17 protein-coding genes and 1 rRNA gene are annotated in these 24,398 nt (G+C 73.3%); 10 read left to right on the plus strand and 8 right to left on the minus strand.

The genetic code is table 11. The features are described 5' to 3' along the window. Together rrf and ACTMSW_RS28180 are read left to right on the plus strand one after the other, a co-directional pair. A 5S ribosomal RNA gene (rrf, locus tag ACTMSW_RS28175) occupies positions 1 to 69 on the plus strand; the annotation flags it as partial. Between the two features lie 122 nt (positions 70 to 191). Then, the gene (locus tag ACTMSW_RS28180; protein WP_441183753.1) at positions 192 to 707 is read left to right on the plus strand and encodes a hypothetical protein; all 516 of its coding nucleotides are present in this window, start codon (positions 192 to 194) and stop codon (positions 705 to 707) included. 122 nt (positions 708 to 829) lie between these two features. Here ACTMSW_RS28180 and ACTMSW_RS28185 read toward each other — a convergent pair whose 3' ends face one another. After that, positions 830 to 2,653, minus strand: a complete 1,824-nt coding sequence (locus ACTMSW_RS28185) for a VanW family protein (protein WP_441183754.1) — start codon at positions 2,651 to 2,653, stop codon at positions 830 to 832. Positions 2,654 to 2,840: 187 nt separating this feature from the next. On the opposite strand from ACTMSW_RS28185, the gene nudC reads away from it, so the two are divergent. Then, positions 2,841 to 3,758 carry an NAD(+) diphosphatase gene (gene nudC / locus ACTMSW_RS28190; RefSeq protein ID WP_441183755.1) on the plus strand — a complete coding sequence of 306 codons (918 nt, stop codon included), beginning with the start codon at positions 2,841 to 2,843 and terminating at the stop codon, positions 3,756 to 3,758. A gap of 5 nt (positions 3,759 to 3,763) precedes the next feature. On the opposite strand, the gene ACTMSW_RS28195 is transcribed toward nudC, so the two are convergent. After that, positions 3,764 to 5,017, minus strand: a complete 1,254-nt coding sequence (locus ACTMSW_RS28195) for a polysaccharide biosynthesis protein (protein WP_441183756.1) — start codon at positions 5,015 to 5,017, stop codon at positions 3,764 to 3,766. Next, on the minus strand, positions 5,014 to 9,369 hold the full coding sequence (locus tag ACTMSW_RS28200) for an alpha-(1->3)-arabinofuranosyltransferase (protein WP_441183757.1): 4,356 nt from the start codon (positions 9,367 to 9,369) through the stop codon (positions 5,014 to 5,016). The genes ACTMSW_RS28195 and ACTMSW_RS28200 overlap by 4 nt, the downstream gene beginning before the upstream one ends. A 167-nt stretch (positions 9,370 to 9,536) precedes the next feature. Here ACTMSW_RS28200 and ACTMSW_RS28205 point away from each other — a divergent pair, with 167 nt between their 5' ends. Genes ACTMSW_RS28205 through ACTMSW_RS28215 form a run of 3 tightly spaced genes read left to right on the plus strand, consistent with a single transcriptional unit; the run spans position 9,537 to position 13,342 of the window. Next, positions 9,537 to 11,414, plus strand: a complete 1,878-nt coding sequence (locus ACTMSW_RS28205) for a hypothetical protein (RefSeq protein ID WP_441183884.1) — start codon at positions 9,537 to 9,539, stop codon at positions 11,412 to 11,414. Beyond that, positions 11,415 to 13,112, plus strand: a complete 1,698-nt coding sequence (locus ACTMSW_RS28210) for a hypothetical protein (protein ID WP_441183758.1) — start codon at positions 11,415 to 11,417, stop codon at positions 13,110 to 13,112. Positions 13,113 to 13,147: 35 nt separating this feature from the next. Then, on the plus strand, positions 13,148 to 13,342 hold the full coding sequence (locus tag ACTMSW_RS28215) for a hypothetical protein (RefSeq protein ID WP_441183759.1): 195 nt from the start codon (positions 13,148 to 13,150) through the stop codon (positions 13,340 to 13,342). Here ACTMSW_RS28215 and ACTMSW_RS28220 read toward each other — a convergent pair. Next, on the minus strand, positions 13,327 to 14,523 hold the full coding sequence (locus tag ACTMSW_RS28220) for a glycosyltransferase family 4 protein (protein WP_441183760.1): 1,197 nt from the start codon (positions 14,521 to 14,523) through the stop codon (positions 13,327 to 13,329). The two genes, ACTMSW_RS28215 and ACTMSW_RS28220, sit on opposite strands and share 16 nt — an antisense overlap. 87 nt (positions 14,524 to 14,610) lie before the next feature. Further along, on the minus strand, positions 14,611 to 15,879 hold the full coding sequence (locus ACTMSW_RS28225; protein ID WP_441183761.1) for an acyltransferase family protein: 1,269 nt from the start codon (positions 15,877 to 15,879) through the stop codon (positions 14,611 to 14,613). A gap of 111 nt (positions 15,880 to 15,990) precedes the next feature. Between ACTMSW_RS28225 and ACTMSW_RS28230 the strand changes: the two genes are divergently transcribed. The 3 genes from ACTMSW_RS28230 to ACTMSW_RS28240 all read left to right on the plus strand — a co-directional run bounded on the left by ACTMSW_RS28230 (position 15,991) and on the right by ACTMSW_RS28240 (position 19,714). Beyond that, the gene (locus tag ACTMSW_RS28230; RefSeq protein ID WP_441183762.1) at positions 15,991 to 17,244 is read left to right on the plus strand and encodes a DUF3068 domain-containing protein; all 1,254 of its coding nucleotides are present in this window, start codon (positions 15,991 to 15,993) and stop codon (positions 17,242 to 17,244) included. Between the two features lie 402 nt (positions 17,245 to 17,646). Next, a complete protein-coding gene (locus ACTMSW_RS28235) occupies positions 17,647 to 18,246 on the plus strand; it encodes a DUF6230 family protein (RefSeq protein ID WP_441183885.1) in 600 nt (199 codons plus the stop codon). A gap of 85 nt (positions 18,247 to 18,331) precedes the next feature. Further along, on the plus strand, positions 18,332 to 19,714 hold the full coding sequence (locus tag ACTMSW_RS28240; protein ID WP_441183763.1) for a DUF6114 domain-containing protein: 1,383 nt from the start codon (positions 18,332 to 18,334) through the stop codon (positions 19,712 to 19,714). A 57-nt stretch (positions 19,715 to 19,771) separates the two neighbouring features. Here the strand turns inward: ACTMSW_RS28240 and ACTMSW_RS28245 are convergent, their stop codons facing one another. Both ACTMSW_RS28245 and ACTMSW_RS28250 read right to left on the minus strand, forming a co-directional pair. Beyond that, entirely contained in the window at positions 19,772 to 21,442 is a 1,671-nt protein-coding gene (locus tag ACTMSW_RS28245) for a DUF885 domain-containing protein (RefSeq protein ID WP_441183764.1), read from the minus strand. 52 nt (positions 21,443 to 21,494) lie between these two features. Further along, positions 21,495 to 22,088 carry a Uma2 family endonuclease gene (locus tag ACTMSW_RS28250; protein WP_441183765.1) on the minus strand — a complete coding sequence of 198 codons (594 nt, stop codon included), beginning with the start codon at positions 22,086 to 22,088 and terminating at the stop codon, positions 21,495 to 21,497. Positions 22,089 to 22,209: 121 nt separating this feature from the next. Here ACTMSW_RS28250 and ACTMSW_RS28255 point away from each other — a divergent pair, with 121 nt between their 5' ends. Then, complete coding sequence (locus tag ACTMSW_RS28255) at positions 22,210 to 23,172, plus strand: DMT family transporter (RefSeq protein ID WP_441183766.1); 963 nt, start codon at positions 22,210 to 22,212, stop codon at positions 23,170 to 23,172. A gap of 109 nt (positions 23,173 to 23,281) precedes the next feature. On the opposite strand, the gene ACTMSW_RS28260 is transcribed toward ACTMSW_RS28255, so the two are convergent. Further along, complete coding sequence (locus ACTMSW_RS28260; RefSeq protein WP_441183767.1) at positions 23,282 to 24,352, minus strand: PHP domain-containing protein; 1,071 nt, start codon at positions 24,350 to 24,352, stop codon at positions 23,282 to 23,284. Between the last annotated feature and the right edge of the window lie 46 nt (positions 24,353 to 24,398).

Raw genomic sequence — 24,398 nt, forward strand, 5'->3', positions numbered from 1 at the left:
GAAGCTAAGCCCTCCAGCGCCGATGGTACTGCACCCGGGAGGGTGTGGGAGAGTAGGACACCGCCGGACAATCTTCCCGTTCAGGGCCACCCAACAGGGTGGCCCTGAACGCGTTTCCACCCCTTTTCCCACCCGACGCCACCCCGTCCGGGGGCGGCGCGCTGACCGGTGGCACCGGCAGACTGTCCGACATGGGTACCCCGGCACCGATCACGGCCTACGACATGACGGTCGCCCTGGACTACGGGCAGTTCAGCCTTTCCGGTGCGGGGCTCGATGAGTCGGACCTGGGCCTGCTCGGACGGGAGGCGCTGGCCGACTCGAACATCGCCAGCGACGACCACACGGTGCTCATCTGCGTCCCGCATCAGAACAACTTCGAGATGCCACTGCGGATCGAGGTGTGGGCGGAGCGGCCACCCCGCGACTTCGGGCAGTGGGAAGAGATCTTCGAGTGCGCGCTGGCGGTCGACGGCAGAGAGCTGCGGTACAGCTCGCCGACGTTGGAGAGCATGTGCTGTGCGGTGCCCGACGGGCGGTACGCGGTCCGCATCTGTGGCCGAGGCTTCGTCAACCGAGGCTGGCCCGGGTCCACGAAACCCGGCGACGTCTGGCGGGTGCAGTTGTGGCCCTCCGCAAGAAATCTGCCGGACCGGAGGATCAGAGCCTGGAAGCCACCGACCGGGCCTGTCCTGCCGGCCACCTAGGCCGGATCACTGCGGCGACGGAACCGGTCGGGCTCGGGCGGAGCGCGGTGGTCGTACGGGAAGAGGAAAGCCCCGCCGGCGCGGTGCCGGCGGGGCTGTGACGTGCGTGGGAGGGACGGCGGTCAGGAGGGTTCCGGGGCGCAGATGAAGCGCGGCTCGGCGTCGTAGCGCCAGCTGAACTTCTCCCGCTTGACGACCTTGCCGTCCTTCTTGAAGACCCGGAACGCGTCCTGGGCGAAACCCTCGCTCCCGCTGGCCGGGATGCAGGTGGGGCCCGGCTTCAGGTAGACGGTCCGGGGCTTGGTGACGTCGCGGCGCGGGCCGTACTCGGTCTTCACGCTGTCCCAGATCTTCGTGCTCCAGATCGACACGGTGATGCTGCTCGACGTCCAGGACGTGTCGATCAGTAGGCCGTGGTCCGTGTTGTTGCGGAACTTGAAGTCCAGGTCCGGCCAGAAGATCGTCGACTCGATGACCGCCGGGTAGCGGGTGAACCAGTACGAGTGCGGCTTGTGCTCGACGTCCTCCAGGCCTGCGTAGTACGTCGCGTTGAACAGCGTGGTGGTGAACTGGGACGTGCCTCCGCCGACGCCGGGCACGAGCTTGCCGTCGAGGATGACCGGCGCGTCCCGGTAACCCTGGGCGTACCCCCGCTCGCCGGTGTGTCCGTTGAGGGAGAAGGTCTCGCCGGGCAGGACGACCGTGCCGTCCACCTCCTTGGCGATCGTCACGATGTTCTGACTGCGTGGCGAGGAGAGCCCTCCGGTGAACCGGGTGGTGAAGGTGGAGACGCGCTCCTTGATGCCCAGCCCGGCGAGCTTCTCCTCGGTCAGTTCCGGCTCCGCGGGCTTCAGCCGGCCGGTGACCTCCCGGCCGTCCGCCTTCGGCAGCACGGCGAGGAGGTCCGCGCCGAGCGTCGAGGTGTCCAGCTGCTGGCCGGGCTTACCCGCCACGATCTTCGGCTTGCCGCCGGCGATCGTCATGCCGGCGTCCTTCGGCGGAATCTCCACCTTCTGGAGGTCGTCGCCGAGGGCCGCGCGCAGACGCTTGACGTCCACCTCCGGGGTCAGCTTCCCCGCCTTGTCGACGGTGAAGCGGAGGCCCTTCGCGATGGCCTGCGGCGGGATGCTCACCGAACCACGGTCGGTGGTCAGCTTCACCGGCGCCGCGACCGCCGGTTTCGCGAGTTCGGCCACCAGCCGGTCGACCTCCTCCGCGGTCGTCGCCGGGTGCGATTCGACCAGCGGCACGTCGACCGGCTGCCCGGCGAGCCAGCCGGCGCGGACGACCTGGGCGGAGCGCTCCGGGTCCAGCGCGAGGCTGGGCTTCGGGTGCGTCGCCTTCGGGGTGGTGCCCTTCCAGGTGATCGCCGGCATGGTCATCTTCCGGCCCTGGTCGCCGACCACGTCCTTCAGCGCCGCGTCCAGGCGGGCCACGTCGACGGTGACGATCGGTTCGACCTCACGCGACCCGACCAGTCGGTCCACCGCGTGCGCCTCGGCCTCGGCCGCCGCCGCGACGGTCGCCTCCACGTCGATGGCGAGGCCGACCGAGGCCGGGTCGATCTGGGCGTTGCGCTCCCCGACGCGGACGGTCAGCGGAGCGGTGAGCGTGGCGTTGCGCCGGTCGAGTTCGGCGCGCAGCTCCCGCACGGCGTCCGCGCGGCTCCGGCCGCCCAGCTCCGTGCCGAGCACCGTCGTGCCGCGCGGCACGTCACCGGCGTACGCCCAGGCACCCGCTCCTCCGACCGAGGCCAGCACCGCCGTGGCGACACCGGCCGCGACGAGCAGTTTCGTCCGGCGCGGGCGCTTCTCCCCACCGGGGGGAGGACCCGCCGGCACCTGGCCACCCGGCTCGTCGGCGGGCCAGGTGACCGCGGCGACCTGCACGGTGGGCCGGTCGTCGGCGGCGGGCGGACGTCTATCGCCGTACAGCGTCACAGGCACCTCGATCGGAGACGTACCACGGGAGGGAGCGGAAGCGGCCTCCCGGCCGGAAGACAACTACGGTAACCAACGCCGGGGCGTGACGGCAGCCTGCTCCCGGCCGGTGCGGTCACGGCGTGTCGGTCGGCGTGTCAGGGCCTTTCGTACCGGTGGCGCCATCGTCGTCGCCGCATGGCAGGGTGTGATCATGCGGATGGGCGAGGCGGTCCTGGCGTACGGCGGTGGTCGACTGGACCGGGCGGGAGCGCTGCGCACCGATCCGACCCGTATCGGGGCGCTGCTGGCGGATCCCGCCACCACGGTGCTGCCCCTCTGGCGGGACCGGTGTCTCGTCGACTCCGACGGTCCGGTCCGGCTGACCGGCGACCGGGCGTCTCTCGTCCGGGCCGCCGCCGGGGAGACCGTCTTCCTGGGCCTCGACGGTGAGGCCGCCGTGTTCGCGGTGGACCTCTCCGCGCTGCCCGAGCGGTCCGCCGTCGAGATGGCCGGTGCCGCGCGGGCCGTCGACGTCCGGACGCTGGTGGGCCGGCTCGACACCGACGACGCGGCCGTCCAGGCGTACGCGCGGGGACTGCTGCACTGGCACCGGCAGCAGCGGTACTGCGGCACCTGCGGGGCGCCGGCCGTCGCCGGAGGCGGCGGGCACGTCCGGACCTGCACCGGCGGGGAGTGCGGCCGGCTCCTGTTCCCCCGGATCGAACCGGCGATCATCGTGCTGGTCGAGGCGCCCGGCCCGCCCGGGCGCTGCCTGCTCGCCCGGCACGCGGGCGCGTCGGAGGACGCGTGGTCGACGCTGGCCGGCTTCGTCGAGGTGGGCGAGAGCCTGGAGGACGCGGTCCGGCGGGAGATGACGGAGGAGGCCGGCGTGACCGTCACCGACGTGACGTACCAGGGTTCGCAGGCGTGGCCGTTCCCCGCCGGCCTCATGCTCGGCTTCCGGGCCACCGCCCTGTCCGAGGAGGTACGCGTCGACGGCGAGGAACTGCTGGCGGCGCGCTGGTTCACCCGGGCGGAGCTGCGGGAGCGGGTGGCCTCCGGTCGTACCCTCGGCCGGGTCGACGCGATCGACCACCACCTGCTGCACGGCTGGCTCGCGGAGGGCTGAGGGCGTCAGCCGGACGGGCGTGCGGTGGCGGGTTCCCCCGCGGTCGGCGTCGCTCGTGGCCGGCGGGCGGTCACCGCCATGGCGAGCGTGGTGGCCGTGGCCGTGCCGAGGGCCGCGAGGAGCAGACCCGGGACGGTCCGGGGCGTGACGGTCGCCGCCACGGCCACCAGAGCGGCGGCGCCCACCCACAGGGGTGCGGCGGCCCACCGTACGCCGGCCGCGACGCGGTCGTTGAGCAGCACGAACGCCACCGCGTAGAGCGCACCGACCGCGGCGAAGAGCGGCGCGTACCGGCCGAGGTGGGTGTAGTCGGGGCCGCCGGCGAGGCGGAAGGCCAGCCCACCGGCGAGCGTCGACGCGAGCACCAGCACGACGCCGCACGCACCGGTCACCGCGAGCGCCACCGTGCGGCTGCGGCGGTCGCCCGTGGCCAGGCGCGGCAGGGCGAGCACGGCGGCGACCTGGGGCGCCCAGAGGGCACCCTTGCTCAGCACCGTGCCCACCGCGTACGCCCCGGACCCGGAGGGTGGCAGCAGTTGGCGGGCGAGCAGCAGGTCCGCGTAGGAGACGACGAGCATCGCCAGGGTCGCGCCGCAGCCGGCGACCACCTGGGCGGCGGTCAGCCGTGGCGCGGCCGGTGCGCCGGCCGAGGACCCGGGTGCGCGGGCGAGACGGGCCAGCACCGGAGGGGCGAGCGCGGCGGTCAGGGCGCCGGCCACGAGCGAACCGGTCAGGCCCACGCCGAGCAGCAGACCGGCGACCACCCCGCCGTAGCGGCCCGCCGCGAGCAGGGTCATCGCCGCGGCGAGCCGCAGGAAGCGCTGGCCGCCCTGCAACTCGCCGAGGGAGCGGGAGGAGAGCACGACGGCCGCCGTGGTGACCGCCAGCAGGGCGGGTACCTCGACCGGAAGATCCAGGGCGGCGACCAGCAGCGGGGTCGCCACGACCAGCGCGCCGGCGCACGCGGCGGCGGTCACGGCGGTGACCCGCCGGGTGTCGGAGGATCCGTTCCGGGCGTGGTGCACGGCGACGGCCAGTTGCAGGCCGAGCCCGGGCACGCTGGCGATGGCCACCAGGCCGAGGGCGGTCGCGAGCGCGCTGAGGCCGGCCGGGTCGAGCCGCCGGGCGGCCAGCACCGGCACCAGGTAGGCAAGGCCGTTGACCAGGACACCGGCCAGGGTGACTGCGGCTCCCGCCGTACCCAGACCGCTGCTCCGCCCGCCCGTCCGCTGCGCGGGGGCCGGCCGCCGGGTGCTCACGCGGTCGGGGAGAGCGTCGGATCGTCGGACGAGGCCGGCTTCCGCTGCTGCGGCACGCCGAGGGCCCCGGACGCCGCCGGGTCGGCGTGGTCGCTGCGGTCGTCCGTGGGTGCCGGCGGCTCGGCGTGGGTCGGCGCGATCCGTCGTACGGGTCGTCGCCGGGCGGCCGTGGAGAGCCAGAGAGCGCCCAGGGCGACGACGACCGCGAGCTGCGGGAGGGCGTCGGTGTGCCGTTGCTCCGACTCGAGGTGGAGCCACCCGGCGAGCAGCACGAGTGCGCCGGGGAGCCATGTCTCCACGGCCCGGCTGATCGTCCTGGCCCGCCGTGGGTCCGCCGTCCAGGGCAGGCGGCGTGGACCGGGTACGGCCAGCAGGAAGCCGGCCGCGACCAGCAGGCCGCCGATCAGCCCGCTGGACAGCACCAGCGAGGCGGCACCCACGGCGAGCAGCGGCAGCGAGCGGGTCGCCCGGCGCCGGGCGCGTGGTGCCGCGGTCGACGGGGCGGGCCCGGCGGGCTGTCGCGTGGGCAGCACCGCGAGGACGACCACGACCGCCAGCAGGACGCCGCCGAGCAGGAGGCCCGCTCGGTACGTCGCGTCGGGGGCGAAGCGCAGGACCACCTCGCCGGAGCTGCCCGCGGGCAGCACCCAGCCCTGCTGCCACCCGTCCACCACGACCGGCTCCAACGTCCGTCCGCCGATGGTCGCCCGCCAGCCGGTGTTCGTGTTCTCCCGCACGGCGAGCACCCGGTCGACGGGGTGGTCGGTGACCCGTACCCGTCGTTCGGTGGCGGCCCAGGAGCCGATCTCGACGGCGCTCGGAGTCGCCGTCGTCCCCGGCGGGGACGTCTGCGGCACCAGGGCGACCCGGGTGGGTGACGCCAGCGTGCTCGGGGCGGTGACCAGGCGGTGCCCGCCCTGGTCGAGCCGGAGTTGCGCGGGGGTTCCCCGGCCGCAGGGCACGGCCCGCATCTCCCGGAGTTCCAGAAGGTCCCGCAGCGTGCCGCGGAGTGCCGTGGACACCCGGGACCGGTCGACGTTCAGCGTCGGACCCGAACCGCAGGCCAGTTCCACCGGCGCGTCGAGGCGTGGCCGCACCGGGGACGCGCCCGGCAGCACGGTCACCTCGCCGACCGCGACCGGCAGCGGCTCCGGCAACCGGAGGCCGTACGGGTCGGTGCTCGTCGCGGACGGCTTGTCGAGGAACTGGATGGTGATCTCGTCGGTCCGCATCGGCGGGTCCAGGGTGAGCAGGCCGCCCTCGCCCAGCAGGTTGCTCCGGAAACCGTCGTCGCCGACCACCCGGACGCTGCCGAGCCGGGTGGCGGCGGTCGCCGGGTCGACGGCGAAGCGGAGTCCCTTGATGACCTGTGGCTCGAGCCACTTCAGGCGCAGGATCGGCGCCTCGTCGGTGACCGCCGGCGACCAACTGGTCGCCGGGTTCCCGTCGAGCACCGCGCCGGGCCGACCGGCCGGGTCCGGGACGGCCGTCGACGAGGCGGTCACCTCCGGCGCGAGGCGCAGCGCCTGGGCGTCCGCCACCAGCCTGTCGAGGGTCGCGTTGAGGGACGGCCCAGGCGTCGGACGTGCCCACACGGTGGGGGCGTACGCCCCGGCGGCGGGCAGGGTCAGCGTCCGGTCGAGGGTGCGCCCGTCCTCTGAGCCGCGCTGCGCGTCCGTGGAGCAGCGGGGTGCCCCGTCCACGAAGAAGCAGGCCGGAGTGGTGGGGGCCGCCGACACGACGACGGTGGCGGGGCGGGCGGTGGCAGGTGCGGCGGGAAGTTGGAGGGTCCGGCTGGTCCGGACGCCGGGGATGCTGATCTCGGCGATGCCCACCGTCCCGTTGCCCAGGGGGCGGATGCCGTACGTGGCGTCGACGGAGATCCGGATCTCCCGGGTGGCGTGGACGCCGTTCAGCTCGAAGGTCATCCGGTCGCTGAACTGCTCCACGGTCCGGCTCTCGTACCCGGCGGTCACGGTGACCGTCGTCGGCAGGGAGTCGGCCTTGAGGTCGAACCGGAGGTCCACCTTGGTGATCCTCGTCGGCTTGGCGAGGCCCACCTCGATCCACTGCCGGTCGCCCTCGGTGTTCGGCGCCGACTGCCAGGAGGTGGCGGGGTCGCCGTCCATCGCCGCGTACGGCTGGTGCTCCGGGCGTGCGCCGCCGGGGGTGTCCACCTGTGAGCGCGCGGTCGAGGCGCGGATCGTGCTGATGCCCGCGAAGCGGGCGACGGTGGACCGCTCCGCCCCCCACTCGGGGAGGTAGTCGTGCGCGGGCTTCGACACCTCGAAGGTGTCCTCGGCGCTGAGGGTCTGGGAGGCGTTGTCGCGCAGCCGGCCGAAGGACACGTCGCGCCGCCGGAGGCCGTCGGTCAGCGCGACCGGCCCGTCGACGTCGCCGGCCGGGGCGTCGCCGGCCAGGACCGCGGGTGCCGCGTTCAACTGGCCCGCCGCGGCGAGGTCGAGGAGGGACTCCGGGCCGCCCACGACGGTCGTCACGTCGTTCCGGTCGTACGCGACCACCGGCTCGACGCGCCGGTCGACCCGGTAGACCTCCAGCGCGCGTACGGGCACGTCGAGGCCCTGGTCGCGGAACTCGCCGGGCGCCGACGGTCCGCCGCGTACGGGACCGAAGCTGGTGACGAGGGTCAGCCCGGGCGAGCGCTCCAACGCCTGGCGGACGACCGCCGGACGGGCCGTGTCGGAGCGGCCGTGGTCGAGGTCGGCGCGGAACAGGACGTGGCTGATCCCGGAGCGGGCGAGCAGGTCGGCCAGGCCGGCCGAACCGGCGCCGGTGGCGAGCGTGGCCTCGATCGCGTCCAGCAGCCGGATCGTGGCGGGCGGAGTGAAGGGGATGGCGTTGCGGACCGCCCACCGGCTGTCCAGCAGCGGCTGGGTGATCTCGTCGGTGGTGCTGCCCCAGTCGTACGAGGGGAAGCGGGCCCCGGGAACGACGAGGACGCGTCCCCGGCCGGTGTTCGCGTCGAGCCAGTCGGTGGCCTCGTGCCAGTAGCCGGGCACCTCCCGGACGCTGCCCGGTGTGGCGAGGCCGCCGGCGATCGCCGGTGTGGCCACCGTCGCGACCGCCGCCATGGCCACGCCGGCGGTGATCCAGGCGCGCGCGACGGTGTCGAAGCGGCGCCGGGAGGACGCGGTACGTGCCGCGCGGACGAGCAGGCCGATCAGGTGCGCCAGGCCGAGCGCCAGTGGCAGGCGCAGCAGGACGTCGAACTTGTGCACGTTGCGCAGCGGGGCGCCGACACCGTCGAGGAACTGCTGCTGCGGCCCGGCGAGGATGTTCGGCAGGTCGCCGACGTGTCCCAGGCCGACCAGAGCGGCACCGAGCACCAGGCCGGTGACGAGGAACCGGCGGTGCGGCATCCCGCGCCGGGACAGGCCGAGGATGCCGAGACCGGCGACCGTCAGGGTGGCGATCACCAGGAGCGGCTCGTTGACGAGTCGTGCGCCGGCCGGGATCGTCGGCCCGGACGGGGAGGCCAGGTAGGCGACCCAGTAGGAGGCGCCGCGGAGCGTGGTCACGGCGTCGGTGACGCTGGTGGTGTTCCGGGCGCTCTCGATGTAGTCGAGGAACGGTGGGCTGTACCGGCCGAGGACCAGCAGCGGGACCAGCCACCACGCGGTGGCCAGGGCGACCGCGCCGCACCAGGCGGCGGTGGCGGTGACGCGGCGGCGTACGGGCTGGAGGGTGGCGAGCCAGAGCAGGGCGAGCGGGACCACCGCCAGCACGGCCGTCGCGTTGACGCCGCCCGCGCAGGCCACGGCGACGGCCGACCCGGCGACGGCTCGCCGCATGGGCGCCCCCCGGGCGAGGCCCACCAGCGGGATCAGCACCCAGGGCGCGATCGCGCTCGGCCAGGACTCCACCGACGACCAGCCGAGCTGGGTGAGGATCCGGGGCGACAGGGCGAAGGCGACACCGGCGATCATGCGGCCGGCGGGAGTGCCGATGCCCAGCCGGCCGATCAGTCGGACCGTGCCCAGGTACGCGACACAGAAGAGCAGTGCCCACCACAGCCGCTGGACCACCCACGGCGCGAGGCCGACCTCCGACCCGAGCAGGAAGAACGGGCCCATCGGCCAGAGATATCCGTACGCCTGGTTCTGGAGCTGGCCGAAGGTGCCGGTGGGGTCCCAGAGGTGTAGTGAGCGGAGCAGCCACCCGGCCGGGTTGACGTTCAGGTCGACCTTCGTGTCGGAGACGATCTGCCCCGGGTCCTGCTGGAAGGCGACGGCGGTGAGGGCGATGCAGATCGCCAGGTGCCGGAACCGCCGGGCCGTACGCCGGGTACGACTGGACCCCCGACCGGCACCATTGGTCACCTCTGCACCCATTTCGGCTCCTGTCTCCGCCGGCCCGACGCGCCGGCGGCAGCGGACTGTGTCGGGCGACGTTAGCCGGGCCGGGCCCGGACGGGCGACCTGGGGCGCTGCGGTGGCGTTATCGGGAGAACGGCCGTCCCCACGGCGTGTAAGCGTGTGGCAGGCTGCCGACCATGTCAATGCCAGAAGCTGAGGCCGACACGCGTCCCGAGACCGTCGCCTCCGGTGGCGACGGGCCGGGTCCGTTCGGTCGGTGGCTCCGGGCCGACCGTGTCCGCGCGGTCGCGATCGCCCTCATCGTCGTGTCCGTCGCCTGGCGCGCCGGCCTCGCCAGCCGTGGCTGGTTCTCGCAGGACGAGTTCGTCATCGCCGCCCAGGTCCTCGACACGCGGCTGGACGCGGACTTCCTCCTGCGGACGTTCAACAACCACCTCATGCCGGGCGGTCTGACGGTGGCGTGGCTGATGGTGCGGGCGGCCGGTTTCGTCACCTGGCCGTGGGTGCTGCTGCTGGCGTTCGGACAGGCGGCGGTCGGCATCGCCTTCTACCGGCTGCTGCGTGACCTGCTGCGGCCGGGGTGGGGGCTGCTCGTCCCGCTGTGCCTGTTCCTGTTCAGCCCGCTGACGCTGGAGGTGTCCTCGCTGTGGCTGGTCGGGCTGCTCGTCCTGCCGATGCAGCTGGCCCTGGTCCTCGCGGTGGGGGCCCAGGTCCGGTACGTGCGGACCCGCCGCCTCCGGCACCTCGTGGCGGTCGCCGTGTGGGTGGTGTTCGGCCTGCTCTTCGACACCAAGGCCCTGTTGATCGTGCCGCTGCTGTTCCTGCTGACCGTCTTCCTGTTCACGTCGGGCGGTGCGTGGCGGAGCCTGGTGACGGCCCTCCGCCGGCACTGGCCGGCCTGGTTGCTGCTCGGCGCGCTCTCCGGGGGGTACCTGGCGTTCTACCTGACCCGCCCCGCCCGTGAGCTGGATGAGCCGACGTCGGTCGGTCAGGTCCTCACCTTCCTCGGCGACCTGGTCGGCAACACGGTCGTGCCCGGTCTGCTCGGCGGGCCCTGGCGCTGGACGTACGCCGGGGACGGCCCACCGCTGGCGGACCCGTACGACGTCGCCAAGTGGCTGTCCTGGGCGGTGCTGGCGACCCTGGTCGTGGTCACCGTCCGGCGGCGGCCGTCGGCCGGGCGGGCCTGGCTGCTGCTCGCGTCCTACCTGGGGCTGGTCGCCGCGCTCTTCGCCGTCACCCGGCTCGGCGGCCCGCTCGGGCCACTGGTCGGTGTCGTGCCCCGGTACGTCGCCGACGTGGTGCTGGTCGCCGCGATCTGCGTCGGCGCGGCGCTGCTCGGGACGAAGGACACCGACGAGGACGACGTGTCGGCGTGGCCGGTGCCGATGGTCATGCGGGAGCCGGGCGCCTTCGCGGTCGGCCTGATCGCCATGATCGGCGTTCTGGCCACCATCGCGGTGGGCACGCTGTGGAGCACCGCCCGGTTCGGGGAGAACTGGTCCACCAAGCACGGACGGGAGTACCTCGCGACGACGCAGGCCGAGCTGGCCGCCGCGCCGCCGGGGACCGTCTTCTTCGACACCATCGTCCCGGACCGTGTCGTCGCCGGATACTTCTGGCCGGACAATCTCCAGTCGCACTTCTTCCGGCCGGCGGACCGCCGACCCGTGTTCGTGACGGAGGCCGAGCGGCCGTCGACGTTCGACGAGAACGGACGGATCCGTCCGGTCGCGGTCGAGGGGCGGAAGATCCTGCCCGGGCCGGCAGGGGACTGCGGCCACCTCGCGCAGGGCGGCCGGACCACCAGGATCCCGCTGGACGGGAACCTGGAGGAGTGGCCGTACGTGGTGCATCTCGGCTACCTCAGCTCGGGCGACTCCACGGCCATCGTGCGGCTGGGGGACGCCACCCGGGAGATCACCGTGAAGCGTGGGCTGAACGAGGTGTACTTCCCGCTGGAGGGCGCCGGGAACGCCGTCGACGTCACCGTCCGCACCCCGGGCGTGGGGCTCTGCACCAAGCTGATCACCGTCGGCCGGGTGGTGCCGGCATCGTGAATGGTTGAGCGGCCCGCCGGCGAGGACGGGCCGGCGCGGGACCGGCTGCCGCTGTACGCCGCGGCGGCGGCCGTCACCGTGCTGGTGCTCGCCCCGCTCGCGGCACCGGGCTACGCGCTGCTGTACGACATGGTGTTCGTACCGCGACAGCCGCTGAGCTGGGACCTCGTCGCCCCGGCGCGGAGCCTGCCCCGGGCGGTGCCGATGGACGCGCTGGTCTCCCTGGTCACCCAGCTCGTCCCGGGCTGGTTGGTGCAGCGGCTGGTGCTCGGCGGGGCGATCCTGCTGGCCGCCGTCGGCGCCGGCCGGCTGGTGCCGACCGAGCGGCGGGCGGTCCGGCTGCTCGCCGCCGTCGCGTACGCGTGGACGCCGTACCTCGCCGAGCGGCTGCTGATCGGGCAGTGGGGGCTGCTGCTCGCGTACGCCGCGCTGCCCTGGTTGGTGCGGGCGGCGCTGGACCTGCGGGCGGGCCGCGACGGTGCGCTCCCCCGGGTGGTGCTCGCCGCGGCGCCCGCCGCGATCACCCCGACCGGCGGACTGATCGCGCTCGCCACGGTGGCCGTGCTGGTGCCGGACCTAAAGCGGCGGCGCGGCTCGGCGCTCGCGGTGGCCGGCGTCGCGCTGCTCAACGCCCCCTGGGTGACCGCCGCCCTGGTCACCGACGCGGGCGGTTCCTCCGACCCGGACGGGGTGGCGGCGTTCGCGGCGCGCGCCGAGAACTGGGCGGGTCCGCTGGTGGCGCTGGCGGGCACCGGCGGCATCTGGAGCGCGCAGGCCACACCCGCCAGCCGGGCCGGGTCGCTGGTGCCGCTGGCGACCCTGGTGCTGCTGGTCCTGGCCGGCGTCGGCCTCGGCCTGCTGCGGCGGCGGCTGCTCCCGGGTGCGGCGGTGCGACTGGCGGTGCTCGCCGGAGCCGGCTACCTGCTCGCCGCCCTCGGCGTGCTCCCCGGCGGCGACGCGGCGCTGCGCTGGGCGGTGGTGCACCTGCCGGGGGCGGGGCTGCTCCGCGACGGGCAGAAGTTCCTGGCCCCGTACGCGTTGCTGCTGGTGGTGTGCGCCGCGCTGGGCGCCGAGCGGCTGGTCGCCCGGATCGACCGGGAGGTCGCGGGGGTGGTCCTGGTCGGTCTGCTGCTCCTGCCGGTGGCCGTGATGCCGGACCTCGCGTTCGGCGGCGCCGGTCGGCTGCGTCCGGTGACCTACCCGGCGGACTGGCGGTCGGTCGCCGGGCGGGTGGCCGGTGAACCGGGCGAGATCCTGGCGCTGCCGCTGAGCGCCTACCGTGCGTACCCCTGGAATCCGGGACGGGTCGTCCTGGACCCGGCGCCCCGCTACCTGCCGGGGACCGTGCTGACCGACGACACGCTCCGGGTCGGTGACGTCGCGGTGGCCGGCGAGAACCCCCGGATCCGCGAGGTGCGCCGGGTGCTGGCCGACGGTCGGCCCGTCGCGGAGACCGGTGTGCGCTGGGTGGTGGTGCAGCACCACGTCTCCGGCGCTGTGGAGCCGGCGGCCCTGACCGGTCTCGAGGTCGTCCACGACGGACCCGTCCTTACCCTCTACCGCAATCCGGTCGCACCGCCCGCACCGGTCGCCGCGGGGCCCGGCCGATGGGCCGTGGTGGCGGCGCTGGGTACCGCCCTTCTGGTGGTCATGATTGCCGTCTTTCCGGCGCTACGCCGACGGCCTACCGCGTGGTAACGTCCGCTCGCACGTCTCGCCATTGGAGGATTGGCATGCGTAAAGCTCTGACCCTGGTCGTGTCCGGCCTGGTGGCGGCAGTGCTCGGGGTCCTGGCCCTCGGCGGGCTCTCGGCTGCGGCCACGGCCACCGAGACCGAGGCCGTCAACGAGGCCAGGAGCCTTTCGGAAGCGGCCAAGCGGGCCGGACAGAAGGACCCGTACGCCCCCGAGGTCTACGGCAACAGGTAGGACGGCTCGCCCCGCTGCTGCACCGGGCGGGGCGATTCCGCACCCTCCAGCAGTGCCGCGAAGCGTCCACCCGCGGCCTGCCAGGTGAAGCTCGCCGCGTGCTCGCGGGCCTCCGCGCCCATCCTCCGCCGCACCTCGTCCTCGTGCAGCAGCGTGCGGACCTTCGCCAGGTAGTCGTCGATGTCGTCGGCCAGCAGGCCGGTCCGTCCGTCGACGACGGCCTCGGCGACGCCGCCCGCGTCCCGGAACGCCACGGTGGGCGTACCCGCCGATCCCGCCTCCACGATCGTCAGCCCCCAGCCCTCCTTGAGCGACGGGGTCAGGGCGACCCAGGCCGAGGCGAGCAGGGCGGCCTTCTCCTCCTCCGTCACGAAGCCCCGGAAGTCCACCCGCTCGGTGATGTCCAGGTCCGCGGCGACCTCGCGCAGGTGCGGCTCCCACCAGCCCTGGCCGGCGATGACCAGCCGCAGCTGGGGCAGGTCGTCGGCGAGGGCCGCGACGGCCCGTAGCGCCACCTCGACCCGCTTGTGCGGCACCAGTCGGCCCAGCGCGACGAGCAGCGGGAACGGTGCCCGTTCGGCGTCGGTGCCGGGCAGTTCGGGCGTGCCGTTGTGCACGACCGCGACCTGCTCCGGCGGTACGCCGAGCGTGGCCAGCTCCCGACGGGTGGCCTCGGAGACGGTGACGTAGCGGCAGCGCCGGTAGATGCGTATGGCGAGCGACGACTCGACCCACCAGCCGAACCGTGCGGCCCACGCCGGCAGGACCACCGGCCACTGCTCGCGGTGCACGTGGTGGATCAACTTGACCACCGGCCGCCGTGCCCACAGGGGCGCGAGGAACGGCAGCCCGTTGCAGACGTCGACCAGGACGTCGGGTCGGCCGCCCCGCCGTGCCGCCAGCGGACCGATGCCCAGCGCACCGGCCACGTAGCAGAGCGCCGCCCAGAGGTAGACGGTGTGCCGGCCACCGCGCCGCACCAGCCGCACGCCGGCCTCGTTGACCTCGTCGGCGGGGGCCGCGCTGTGGGCGGCGCAGAAGAGGGTGGCCCGGAACCCACGAGCCACCAGCTCGGCGGCGATCCGTTCCACGTACACCTCGGAACCGCCGCCCTCCGGGTTGCGGGTGTCCCTCCAGTTGAGGAACAGCACGTGTCCCGGCATGGCCTCGCAACGCTCCACGCGAACCCTACTCTCAGGTAATTTAGCGACGGGCGTCACACTAGGGGTTCGGGTCGCGGGCGGCAATGTCTGTCGCGACGGCGCTGCTCAGCGTGACGTGCCGACCGCCGGTGCCGCGGTGCCGGTCTCGACCGCGGGCGGCGGGGGGCCCGGAGTGGCGGCGGCCGCGTCGAGGGTGGGGCCGCCGGGCGTCGCCGCCGGCCGGCGGCGACCCTGCGAGCCGAGCAGTTGGACGGGCCGCTCGATGCCGTAGTAGCTGATCGCCGCCAACGTCAGGCCGCCGGCCATGGTGAGGGCGAACGTGCTGAGCAGGCCCCCGCTGAACTGCGGGCGGTCGTCCACCAGGTAGATGAGCTCCAGCACCAGGGGGTGCCACAGGAACAGGCCGTAGGAGACCGCGCCGAGCCACCGGGCGGGAGCGCTGCCGAGGGTTTCCTGGACGCGGGTCGGCTGGCCGAACGCCACCGGAATCAGGATCAGCGCCCCGACCGCGAGGTACAGGGCGAGCTTGACGGCGAACTCGACGGCGGTCGGTTCGGCGAGATCGCGGGGGCCGGCGACGGGTGTCGTCGCGATCGCCAGCAGGCCGGCGGCCGCGACCCAGCAGGCGACCGGCGCGGCCGCGAGGTCGTCCAGGATGCGGAAGGCCGGGGGCGCGGTCCGGGTCCGCAACGCGACGTGCGCCGCCGCAAGGGCCATGCCGGCGCTGAACCAGCCCGCATACGAGGGGAGCCACATGGTGTGCAGGGCGGCGTCGAGCCAGCCGAAAGCCATCATGGCGAGCCACGCCGCGGTCACCAGGACTCCCGAGGCGGCGATCACCACGGTACGGACGGGGCGCCACGTCCGGCCGACGGTGAGCACGGCGATCAGCGGCAGGATCAGGTAGAACGCGACCTCGGTGGCGAGGCTCCAGGTCTGGCTGAGCCCGTGACGCAACTGGGCGGGCCCGTAGATCTGGGTGAAGGTGAGGTGCCGGATCCAGTCACCGACCGACGGCGGCCAGTTCGGCGGCAGGACGACCAGGCAGACCACCACCGCCATCCAGTAGGCCGGCAGGATCCGCAGGGCCCGGCGCCAGAGGTACCGCCCGGGGCGGGGGCGGGGCCGGCCCGTCGCGGCGTTGAGGGCCCAGGGCCGGAACAGCAGGAACCCGGAGAGTACGAAGAAGATGGCGACGCCGACGTCCAGGCGCGCCAGCCAGCCGCCCCACTGGGTGTTCATGCTGACACCGGTATGGAATCCGACGTGGTGGCCGACGACCGCCACAGCGCCGATCGCACGCAGTGCGTCGAGGGCGGGGAGCCGGCCGTTGACCGAGGGCTCGGAGGCGGTTGGCGCGGCGGCTGCGGACATCTGGACATCCAGGGGGTCGCTTTGAGGGTGACCGGAGAGTAACCTCCCGCCATGTTAAGGATCGGGTGCCCCGGACAACAGGTCGTAGGGCGGCAGGTTACAGGAGGATGAGTGAAGCTTCGCGTGGGCGCCGCGCTCTTTGGGCTGGGCGTCTTGTTGCTGGTCTTCGCGGCCGGGCTGCCGTTCTACGTGGCCCCCGCCGTGACCAAGCTCCCCTATGACCTCGAACCGACGACGTCCATCGCGGAAGCGAAGGACGCCCGGTTCCTGAAGATCACCGCCAACGGGAGCTCGGTGAGCATCGATGTGCCGACGGCCACCCTGCGGTCCAACGTCGAGGTCATCCCGCAGCCGGACGACACCAAGGACCGGCTGCCGAAGGAGCTCAAGGGCGATGCGGTGATCTGGGACGTCTACCAGACGGTCCGGCGTATCGACAGCGAGGAGGTGGTCAGCCAGTACAGCACGGAGCTCGCTCTCTACCGGAGGTCCGGCGCCGCCGCCCCGTGGAAGGACCAGTGGCTCAACGAGACCGGCGCGCAGGAGACCCCGGTCGGCAACGTCAAGTACGCCGGCCAGGTGTACAAGTTCCCGTTCGGCACCGGCAAGCGGGACTACCAGGTCTTCGACCGTGACCTGAAGCGCGCCGTCCCGGCGAGGTTCACCGGCACCGAGACCATCAAGGGCGTCGAGGCGTACCGCTTCGAGCAGCGGATCGAGAACGAGGTGCTGGCCACCCCGGAGAGCAGCCTGAAGACGCTGCTCGGCAAGTTCTCCCCGGGTGCCACCAGCGGCCAGATCGTCTACAGCAACACGCGGACGCTCTGGGTCGACCCGGTGACCGGTTCCTACGTCAACGTGCGGGAGCAGCAGCGCAAGGAGCTGCGCCCGGACACCGGAGCGCCCACCGTGCTGCTGGACGCCGACTTCAACTACACCGCCGAGACGGTCAGCAAGAGCGTCGCGACGGTCAAGGACAACCGCTTCAAGATCGGTCTGATCAGCTTCTGGGGCCCGATCGGCGCCGCTGTCCTCGGCCTGATCGCCCTCGTGGCGGGAGCGTGGCTGGTGACGCGGGCCGGCACTGCCGCCGCCGCGGCCCGGCACCGCGCCGAGCCGGCGGTCGCCGAGCCGGCGGTCGCCGCGCCGGTCCCGGCCGCCGCGCCGGCTGCCGACCCCACCCCGACCCGGGTGGACCAGGAGCCGGTACGCGACGACGCCGAGACCGTCGAGCAGCCGAGGACCGAGCCCGCGGGCGGCCCGTTGAGCGACGAGATCCCGCCGGCGTCGACGAACTGGAAGGGCGACGAGTCGTCGGTGCCGGCCCAGCGTCCGGCCGCCGCGGACGAGGCGGAGAAGCGCTGATCGCCGGTTGAGGCAGGCGCGACCGAGGGGTGGACCGGATCGGTCCACCCCTCGGTGCTTTACAAAGACACCCTGAGTGTACGTTACTCAATCGTTATCTGTCGATGATTCCACCACTCAGGGTAGCGGATCTTGGATTCTTTCGTCCCTTATGGACTCTTGGTCGGGTGTCGCCGGGACGATCGGCGTGATCCGATGTGACGCCCGTGCCCGTCGGCGTGCGCCCGGCGTTGCCGATCGGCGGGGCGGGACTTGTGACGTACGCCTCAGGGGTGCACCATCATCGCACGTTCGTTACCCGCCGGTAACAGACGACGTCGTCCGGCACGGGCCGTCGCCTCCGCAACGACCGGCCAGCCGCGCGACACACACCACCCCGAGGAGGAATCCGTGCAGGAACCGATGGAGAACCCGGGTCGTACCCGGTGGCGGCGGTTCGCCGCGATGATGGTGCCCGCGACCGCCGTCGCCGGCGCGATCGTCTTCGGCATGTCCAACGGCGCGATCGCGGCGTCGTTCGCCGTCTCGGGCCAGACGTTCAAGGTCTCCGCCGCCGAACTGAGCGGCACCGGCTTCGTCCAGTACGGCGGCATCGCCGAGGAGAGCGACGGCACCCGGCATCCCGTGGCGGTGGCCGGGATCCGCGAGGCGAAGCTCTACGACCTGTGCCAGTCGGTGAAGGTCCCCGGCGCGCCCGTCGTGCTGAACATCAACGCCGGTGGCGGCGGTAAGCCCGCCACCGCCAGCGGCCTGCTGCTCGACATGGATTCGCTCGAGGGCGACGCCGAGTTCAAGAACATCAACATCGGGCAGGACGCCTCCACGCTCAAGGGCGGTCCGCAGGGAGCCGTCGGCGAGAAGAAGGCGTTCGGCCAGCAGGCCGACACGGTCTCCATCAAGGGCCTGCGCCAGGTCGCCCGCTCCACGCACGCCGGGACGTTCACCCTCAACGGACTGAAGTTGAAGGTCAACGTCGGCGCGGAAGCCAAGGAATGCTTCTGAGCTGACCAGTCGGGGTCCGCGGAGAGGCACGCTCCGCGGATCCCGTCCCTGCCTCACCCCCCTCACCCGGCGCCTGGAGGCGTACGTGACAACCGCGCAACCGCAGCACGCCCGGCCCGGTCGGCTCCCCGAGGCGTGGCGCAGGTTCCGCCGCTGGCGGCGGGCCCGACCGTTCTGGGGCGGCCTGCTCACCGCCCTGGCCGGTCTGGAGATCTTCGGTACCACCCAGATGTCGCTCGGTGGCCTGTCCTTCCAGATGGGACCGACCGGCTTCCTCTCCTGGCTGATCCCCACCATCCTGGTGGCCTGCGGCCTGCTCATGTGGTTCAGCCCGCAGCAGCGGGTCTTCTACGCCGTGGTCGCCTCGGTGACCGTGCTCTTCTCCCTCATCGGGGTCAACCTGGGCGGCTTCTTCATCGGCCTGCTGCTCGGCATGGTGGGCAGCGCCCTCGGCTTCGCGTGGGCCCCGGACACCGGGGTCGGCACACCGGGCGCCGCGGCCGAGGCGCCTCCCGCGTACGACGAGGGGCCCGGCGTGGTGCCGGAGGCCGCCGGGCCGGACCTGCCCGGCTCGCGCGGACCCCGCTTCCTCGTGATCCTGCTCGCCCTGCTGGGGCTCTCCGCCACGGTGGCGCTGGCGGTACCGGACGCGACGCCGGTACGCGCGGCCCCCGCAGCGCCCTCCTGCCCGGTCCGGCCGCCGTCGGACACCGCGACTCCGCGCGGTACGCCCAGCGCCACCCCGAGCGCCCCCACCCCGAGCCCCACCCCGTCGGCGGACTCCGACCGGGACGACGACGGCGGCCTCATCGAGGAGATCCTCGACGGGATCGGGGACATCTTCGGCGGCGGGCGGAACACCGACGAGCCGGAGGCGGAACCGACCCCGTCCGCCACGGCGAGCGCACGTCCGGGCGCCACCGGCCGGCCCGTCCGTCCGTCGGCCACCCCCGTCCCCGGCTGCGTCACCCCGAAACCGGAGCCCAGCCGATCCGCCCCGGAGGCGGAGGGGAGGGCGCTGCCCCGGATCGCCGCCGACCGGGGACAGCCGGTGGTGGGGGCGGTTCCGTCGAGGCTGACCGGCTCGAAGGTGACGATGACCGCGCTCCGGTTCAACGGTGTCGTCGACCTGCCCACGGCCGACGGCACGCTGAAGGTCCTGAAGTTCAGCATGGACCGGGCGGTCACCGACGACTTCCTGCTGTCCTCGCCCGGTCCGACCGGCCGGACCATGCGGTTCGCCACCGACCGGCTCACGGTGAAGGGCGACGTCGCCTTCTACGCCACCCGGTTCGCCGGCCGGCTCCTCGGGATCAAGATCACGCTGACCCCGGACCTGCCGCTGCCCGGGGGCATCCCGATCACGGTGCCGTTCCCGATCACCTTCACCGATCCGGTGATCGACCTGGCGTTCGTCACCAGCGACGTGCTCACCGCCCGGCCGGCGCTGAAGCTGACGCTCGACTGACCCACCACCGGTTGCGGGGCCGGCTGGTCCACCGGCCCCGCACCGACCGGTCCGGCGCTAGAGCCGGCCCAGCGCCTTGCGCAGCGGGTCGAGCCCGAGCGAGCCCAGGTCGAGCGCCTGCCGGTGGAAATCCTTGAGGTCGAAGTCGGCGCCCTTGCGGGCCTTCGCGTCCTCCCGGGCCTGCAACCAGATCCGCTCGCCGACCTTGTAAGACGGCGCCTGGCCCGGCCAGCCGAGGTACCGGTTCAGCTCGAACCGCAGGTTCTCGTCCGGCACGCGGCAGTGCGCCCGCATGAACTCCCAGCCCAGCTCCGGCGTCCACCGCTCACCCGGGTGGAACCCGAACGGGTTGTCGCGCGGGATCTCCAGCTCCAGGTGCATGCCGATGTCGACGATCACCCGTGCGGCCCGGAACGCCTGCCCGTCGAGCATGCCGAGCTTGTCGCCCGCGTCCTCCAGGTAGCCCAGCTCGTCCATCAGCCGCTCGGCGTAGAGCGCCCAACCCTCACCGTGCCCGGAGACCCAGCACAGCAGCCGCTGCCAGCGGTTCAGCTTCTCGGCCCGGACCGCGGTCTGCCCGACCTGGAGGTGGTGACCCGGCACGCCCTCGTGGTAGACCGTGGTCACCTCGCGCCAGGTCGAGAAGTCGGTGATGCCCTGCGGCACGGCCCACCACATGCGACCCGGCCGGGAGAAGTCCTCGCTGGGACCGGTGTAGTAGATGGCCCCGTCGCTGGTCGGCGCGAGGCAGCACTCGATCCGGCGGACCTGCTCCGGAATGTCGAAGTGGGTGCCGTGCAGCTCGCTGATCGCCTTGTCGGCGAGGGCCTGCATCCAGTCCCGGAACGCCTCCTTGCCCTGGATGGTCCGGGCCGAGTCGGCGTCCAGCGCCGCGACGGCCTCGTCGACCGTCGCGCCGGGGCCGACGATCCGCGCGGCCACCGCCCGCATGTCGGCCTCCAGGCGGGCCAGCTCCTCGAACCCCCAGGCGTACGTCTCGTCGAGGTCGACCTTCGCGCCGAGGAAGTACTGCGAGGCCAGCTCGTAGCGCTCCCGACCGGCGGCCTGCTTGTCCCGCCCGCGCGGCGCCAGCTCGGTGCGGAGGAACTGCCCGAACTCGGCGGTCGCCGCGGTGGCCGCCGCCGCCCCCCGGCGCAGCTCGGCACCGAGGGTGCCGTCCGCGCCCAGCCGCTCCACCAACCCGTGGAAGAAGTTGTCGCCGTTCGGGTCGACCCAGATGTCGCACTGCTTGGCGACCTCCAGCAACTGCGCCTTCGCGCTGACCCGTCCGGCCGCCGCCTCCTCACGCAGCGTCGTCTTGTACGCCTCCACCGCGCCCGCGAACGCGTTCAGGCGGGCCGCGATGTTGGCCTGGGCGTCCGCGCCCTCGGTCGGCATCAGGTCGAACACCGAGCGCAGGTCGTGCACCCCGCTGGTGATCACGCTGACCTCACTCGTCGACTCGCCCGCGTCGTACCGGGCCAGTTCGAGGCCGAGCCGCTCCTGCATGGCCTCCTGGGCGGTCCGTTCCGCCTCGGACTCCGGCTCCGTCACGTCGAGGTCGGCGACGGTCCGCCGGGTCAGCTCGGCGCGGGCCGCGTAACCGTCCGGCGACATGTCGTCGAGCTGGTCGTCGTAGCCGGCGATGCCGACGTAGGTGGCGCCGGTCGGGCTCAGCGGCGCCCAGTCGGCAACGTACCGGTTCGCGATGTCATCGATTCGTCCCACGCTGCGACCCTACGGGACTTCACGGGCCGGTTGTCGACCCTGATTTACGTGTTCAGGGAAGCAGGTCGGCGGGGTCGAAGTCGATCGGGAACGGCAGGTCGGACCGGAGTCGCTCGCCGCTGACCACCTTCGCGACGGTGTCGTAACCGCCGAACGCGCCGAGGGCGAACAGCTCGACCGCAGCGTGCCGCAGCCGGCGGGAGACCTCCACCCGCATGAAGTACGGCACCCGCCCCTCCGCGCACCGCATGGGCTCGTCGACGAAGTCCTGCCGGCGGCTGCCGGGTGAGACGAACTCGACCGCCATGGTGCAGAGGCGGGCCGGGATCCAGCGGTCCTCCTCGTCCGTCGCCGGCAGTGCGTGCAGGACGGTGACGTCCGGCTGGATCCAGCGCCGCTGCGAGAAGGTCAGGTTCACCTGCCCGAACACGTAGAACCCGTGCGCCTTCGCGGCTGGCTTCAGAAGATGGGCGAGCTCGATCTCGCCGTAGCTGTTCGTGCCGACCTCGGCGGGCGTCATGACCAACCTCCCGTCGATGCACTCGTAGCGCGCATCGGGTAGCTCCGGCAACGGGAGGTATCGATCGGCGAGCTCGGTCGTCCACATGCCGTCGAGGTCGACGAGCGGGTCGAAAGGCAGCGGCATTGCCGTGGGGCACCTCCTCCGGGTGGTCAACGCGTCACCAGCGTAGGCGGTTTCTGTGGCGCAGGACACGGTGGCCGAAAAGCGCGGGACTTCGTCGTACCCCAGGGGCAGAGTGTCAGGGGTGACCACCGACTTCACCCCTGACCGGTCGGCGCTGCGGAGCTGGCTGCCCGGCTTCGTCGCGTTGGGCGCGATCTGGGGATCCAGCTTCTTGTTCATCAAGGTCGGCGTGGCGGAGCTGCACCCGTTGCACCTCACCCTCTACCGGGTCGCCGCCGGTGCGGTGACGCTGCTGGTGGTGCTCGCCGTGCTGCGGGACCGGCTGCCCCGTGAGCCCCGGATCTGGGCGCATCTCTTCGTGATCGCCGCGCTCGGCGTCGCGCTCCCCTTCACCCTCTTCGGTTACGGCGAGCAGCGGGTCGAGTCGATGCTCGCCGGCATCTGGAACGCGACCACCCCGCTGGTCGTGCTGCCCATGGCGGTCCTGGTGTTCCGCACCGAGCGGCTGACCGCCCGCAGCGCGATCGGGCTCGCGCTCGGCTTCGCCGGTGTGCTGGTCGTGCTCGGCGTGTGGGAGGGCGTCGGCGGGGCCCACTTCACCGGGCAGCTCATGTGCTTCGCCGCGGCGGCCTGTTACGGCGTCGCCATCCCGTACCAGAAGAAGTTCATCGCGGGCCGCGCGCTCTCGGGCGTCTCGCTCTCGGCGGCCCAGCTCCTGGTGGCGACGGCCCAGCTCGCCGTGGTCGCGCCGCTGGTGGCCGGCGCCCCGCCGGTGCCGACGACGCTGTCACCCGAGGTCCTGGCCAGCGTGGTCGCCCTCGGCGCGCTCGGCACCGGCCTGGCCTTCGTGATCCACCTGCGGAACATCCGGGTCGCGGGGGCGAGCACCGCCTCCATGGTCACGTACCTGATCCCGCTCTTCGCGGTGCTGGTCGGCGCGGTCGTGCTGGACGAGCGGATGACGTGGCACCAGCCGGTCGGCGCGCTGGTCGTCCTCCTCGGTGTGGCCGTCTCCCAGGGCCTGGTCGGCCGCCGCCGGACCCCCATCCCGACCGGCATCGCCGCGCCCGCCGTCCGGGTGTAAGGAAGGGCCCCTTCTTAACGTCTCCGGTAGAGGAAGGGGCCCCTCTTAACACCGGCCGGGCGGGGCCGGACCGGACGGCGCCGGGCCGGCGGGGCCGGACCGGACCGGGTCAGGAGTGGGTAGCGGTCCAGGCGGTGAGGTCCTCGGCGGACCAGGTGTTGACGACACGGTCGGCGGGCACGCCGCACAAGGCGGCCCGTTCGCAGCCGAACCGCTGCCAGTCGAGCTGGCCCGGGGCGTGCGCGTCGGTGTTGATGGCGAACCGGCAACCCGCCTCCAGCGCACGGCGGATCAACCGCTTCGGCGGGTCCTGCCGTTCCGGGCGGGAGTTGATCTCCACGGCGACGCCCCGCTCCGCGCAGGCGGCGAAGACGGCGTCGGCGTCGAAGTCGCTCTCGGCCCGGCTCCGGGCGCGGTGGGCCCGGTCGCCGGGGCCCTTCACGCCCGCCGGACGCGACGACACCATCCGCCCGGTGCAGTGACCGAGGATGTCCAGGTGCGGGTTGGCGATCGCGGCCAGCATCCGCCGGGTCATCTTCCCGCGTTCGTCGTTCAAGCCGCTGTGCACCGAGCCGACCACCACGTCGAGGCGGGCCAGCAGCTTCTCGTCCTGGTCGAGCGAACCGTCGGCGAGGATGTCGACCTCGATGCCGGTGAGGATCCGGAAGCCCTCGGGCAGCGCCTCGTTGACCTGCGCCACGTGGTCGAGCTGCCGGCGCAGCCGGTCGGCGGTCAGCCCCCGGGCGACCTTCAGGCGCGGCGAGTGGTCGGTCAGCACCACGTACTCGTGGCCCAACTCCACCGCTGCCAGCGCCATCTCCTCGATCGGCGAGCCGCCGTCGGACCAGTCGGAGTGGGTGTGGCAGTCGCCGCGCAACGCCGTACGCAGCTCGGTCGCCGCCGCGTCCAGGTCGGTGCCCTCGGTGGAGAGCAGGCGGCGCAGGTAGACCGGTTCCTCGCCGGCCAGCGACTCGGCGACGCAACGGGCGGTGACGTCACCGACCCCCGACAGCTCGGTGAGTTTCCCGGTGCGGGCCCGCTCGGCCAGTTCGGCGGCCGGCAGCGCGGCCAGCGCGGTCGCCGCCGACCGGAAGGCCCGCACCCGGTACGTCGCCTCGTTCGCCCGTTCCAGCAGGAAGGCGATCCGGCGCAGGTCGGCGATGGGGTCCCGGGCGCTCATGACCCCCCAACCTACGCGCTCGCGCCGCCGGTCGGGGGACGACCGG

The organism is Micromonospora sp. BQ11, assembly GCF_052068135.1.
Lineage (GTDB): Bacteria > Actinomycetota > Actinomycetes > Mycobacteriales > Micromonosporaceae > Micromonospora.

What these genes read in the sequence shown, in the direction of transcription:
- ACTMSW_RS28250 (WP_441183765.1), bottom strand. Translation starts at nt 22,088, where the DNA reads ATGCCGCTGCCTTTCGACCCGCTCGTCGACCTCGACGGCATGTGGACG.
- ACTMSW_RS28260 (WP_441183767.1), bottom strand. Translation starts at nt 24,352, where the DNA reads ATGAGCGCCCGGGACCCCATCGCCGACCTGCGCCGGATCGCCTTCCTG.
- ACTMSW_RS28215 (WP_441183759.1), top strand. Translation starts at nt 13,148, where the DNA reads ATGCGTAAAGCTCTGACCCTGGTCGTGTCCGGCCTGGTGGCGGCAGTG.
- ACTMSW_RS28210 (WP_441183758.1), top strand. Translation starts at nt 11,415, where the DNA reads ATGGTTGAGCGGCCCGCCGGCGAGGACGGGCCGGCGCGGGACCGGCTG.
- ACTMSW_RS28180 (WP_441183753.1), top strand. Translation starts at nt 192, where the DNA reads ATGGGTACCCCGGCACCGATCACGGCCTACGACATGACGGTCGCCCTG.
- ACTMSW_RS28225 (WP_441183761.1), bottom strand. Translation starts at nt 15,879, where the DNA reads ATGTCCGCAGCCGCCGCGCCAACCGCCTCCGAGCCCTCGGTCAACGGC.
- ACTMSW_RS28200 (WP_441183757.1), bottom strand. Translation starts at nt 9,369, where the DNA reads ATGGGTGCAGAGGTGACCAATGGTGCCGGTCGGGGGTCCAGTCGTACC.
- ACTMSW_RS28205 (WP_441183884.1), top strand. Translation starts at nt 9,537, where the DNA reads ATGCCAGAAGCTGAGGCCGACACGCGTCCCGAGACCGTCGCCTCCGGT.
- ACTMSW_RS28235 (WP_441183885.1), top strand. Translation starts at nt 17,647, where the DNA reads ATGGAGAACCCGGGTCGTACCCGGTGGCGGCGGTTCGCCGCGATGATG.
- nudC (WP_441183755.1), top strand. Translation starts at nt 2,841, where the DNA reads ATGCGGATGGGCGAGGCGGTCCTGGCGTACGGCGGTGGTCGACTGGAC.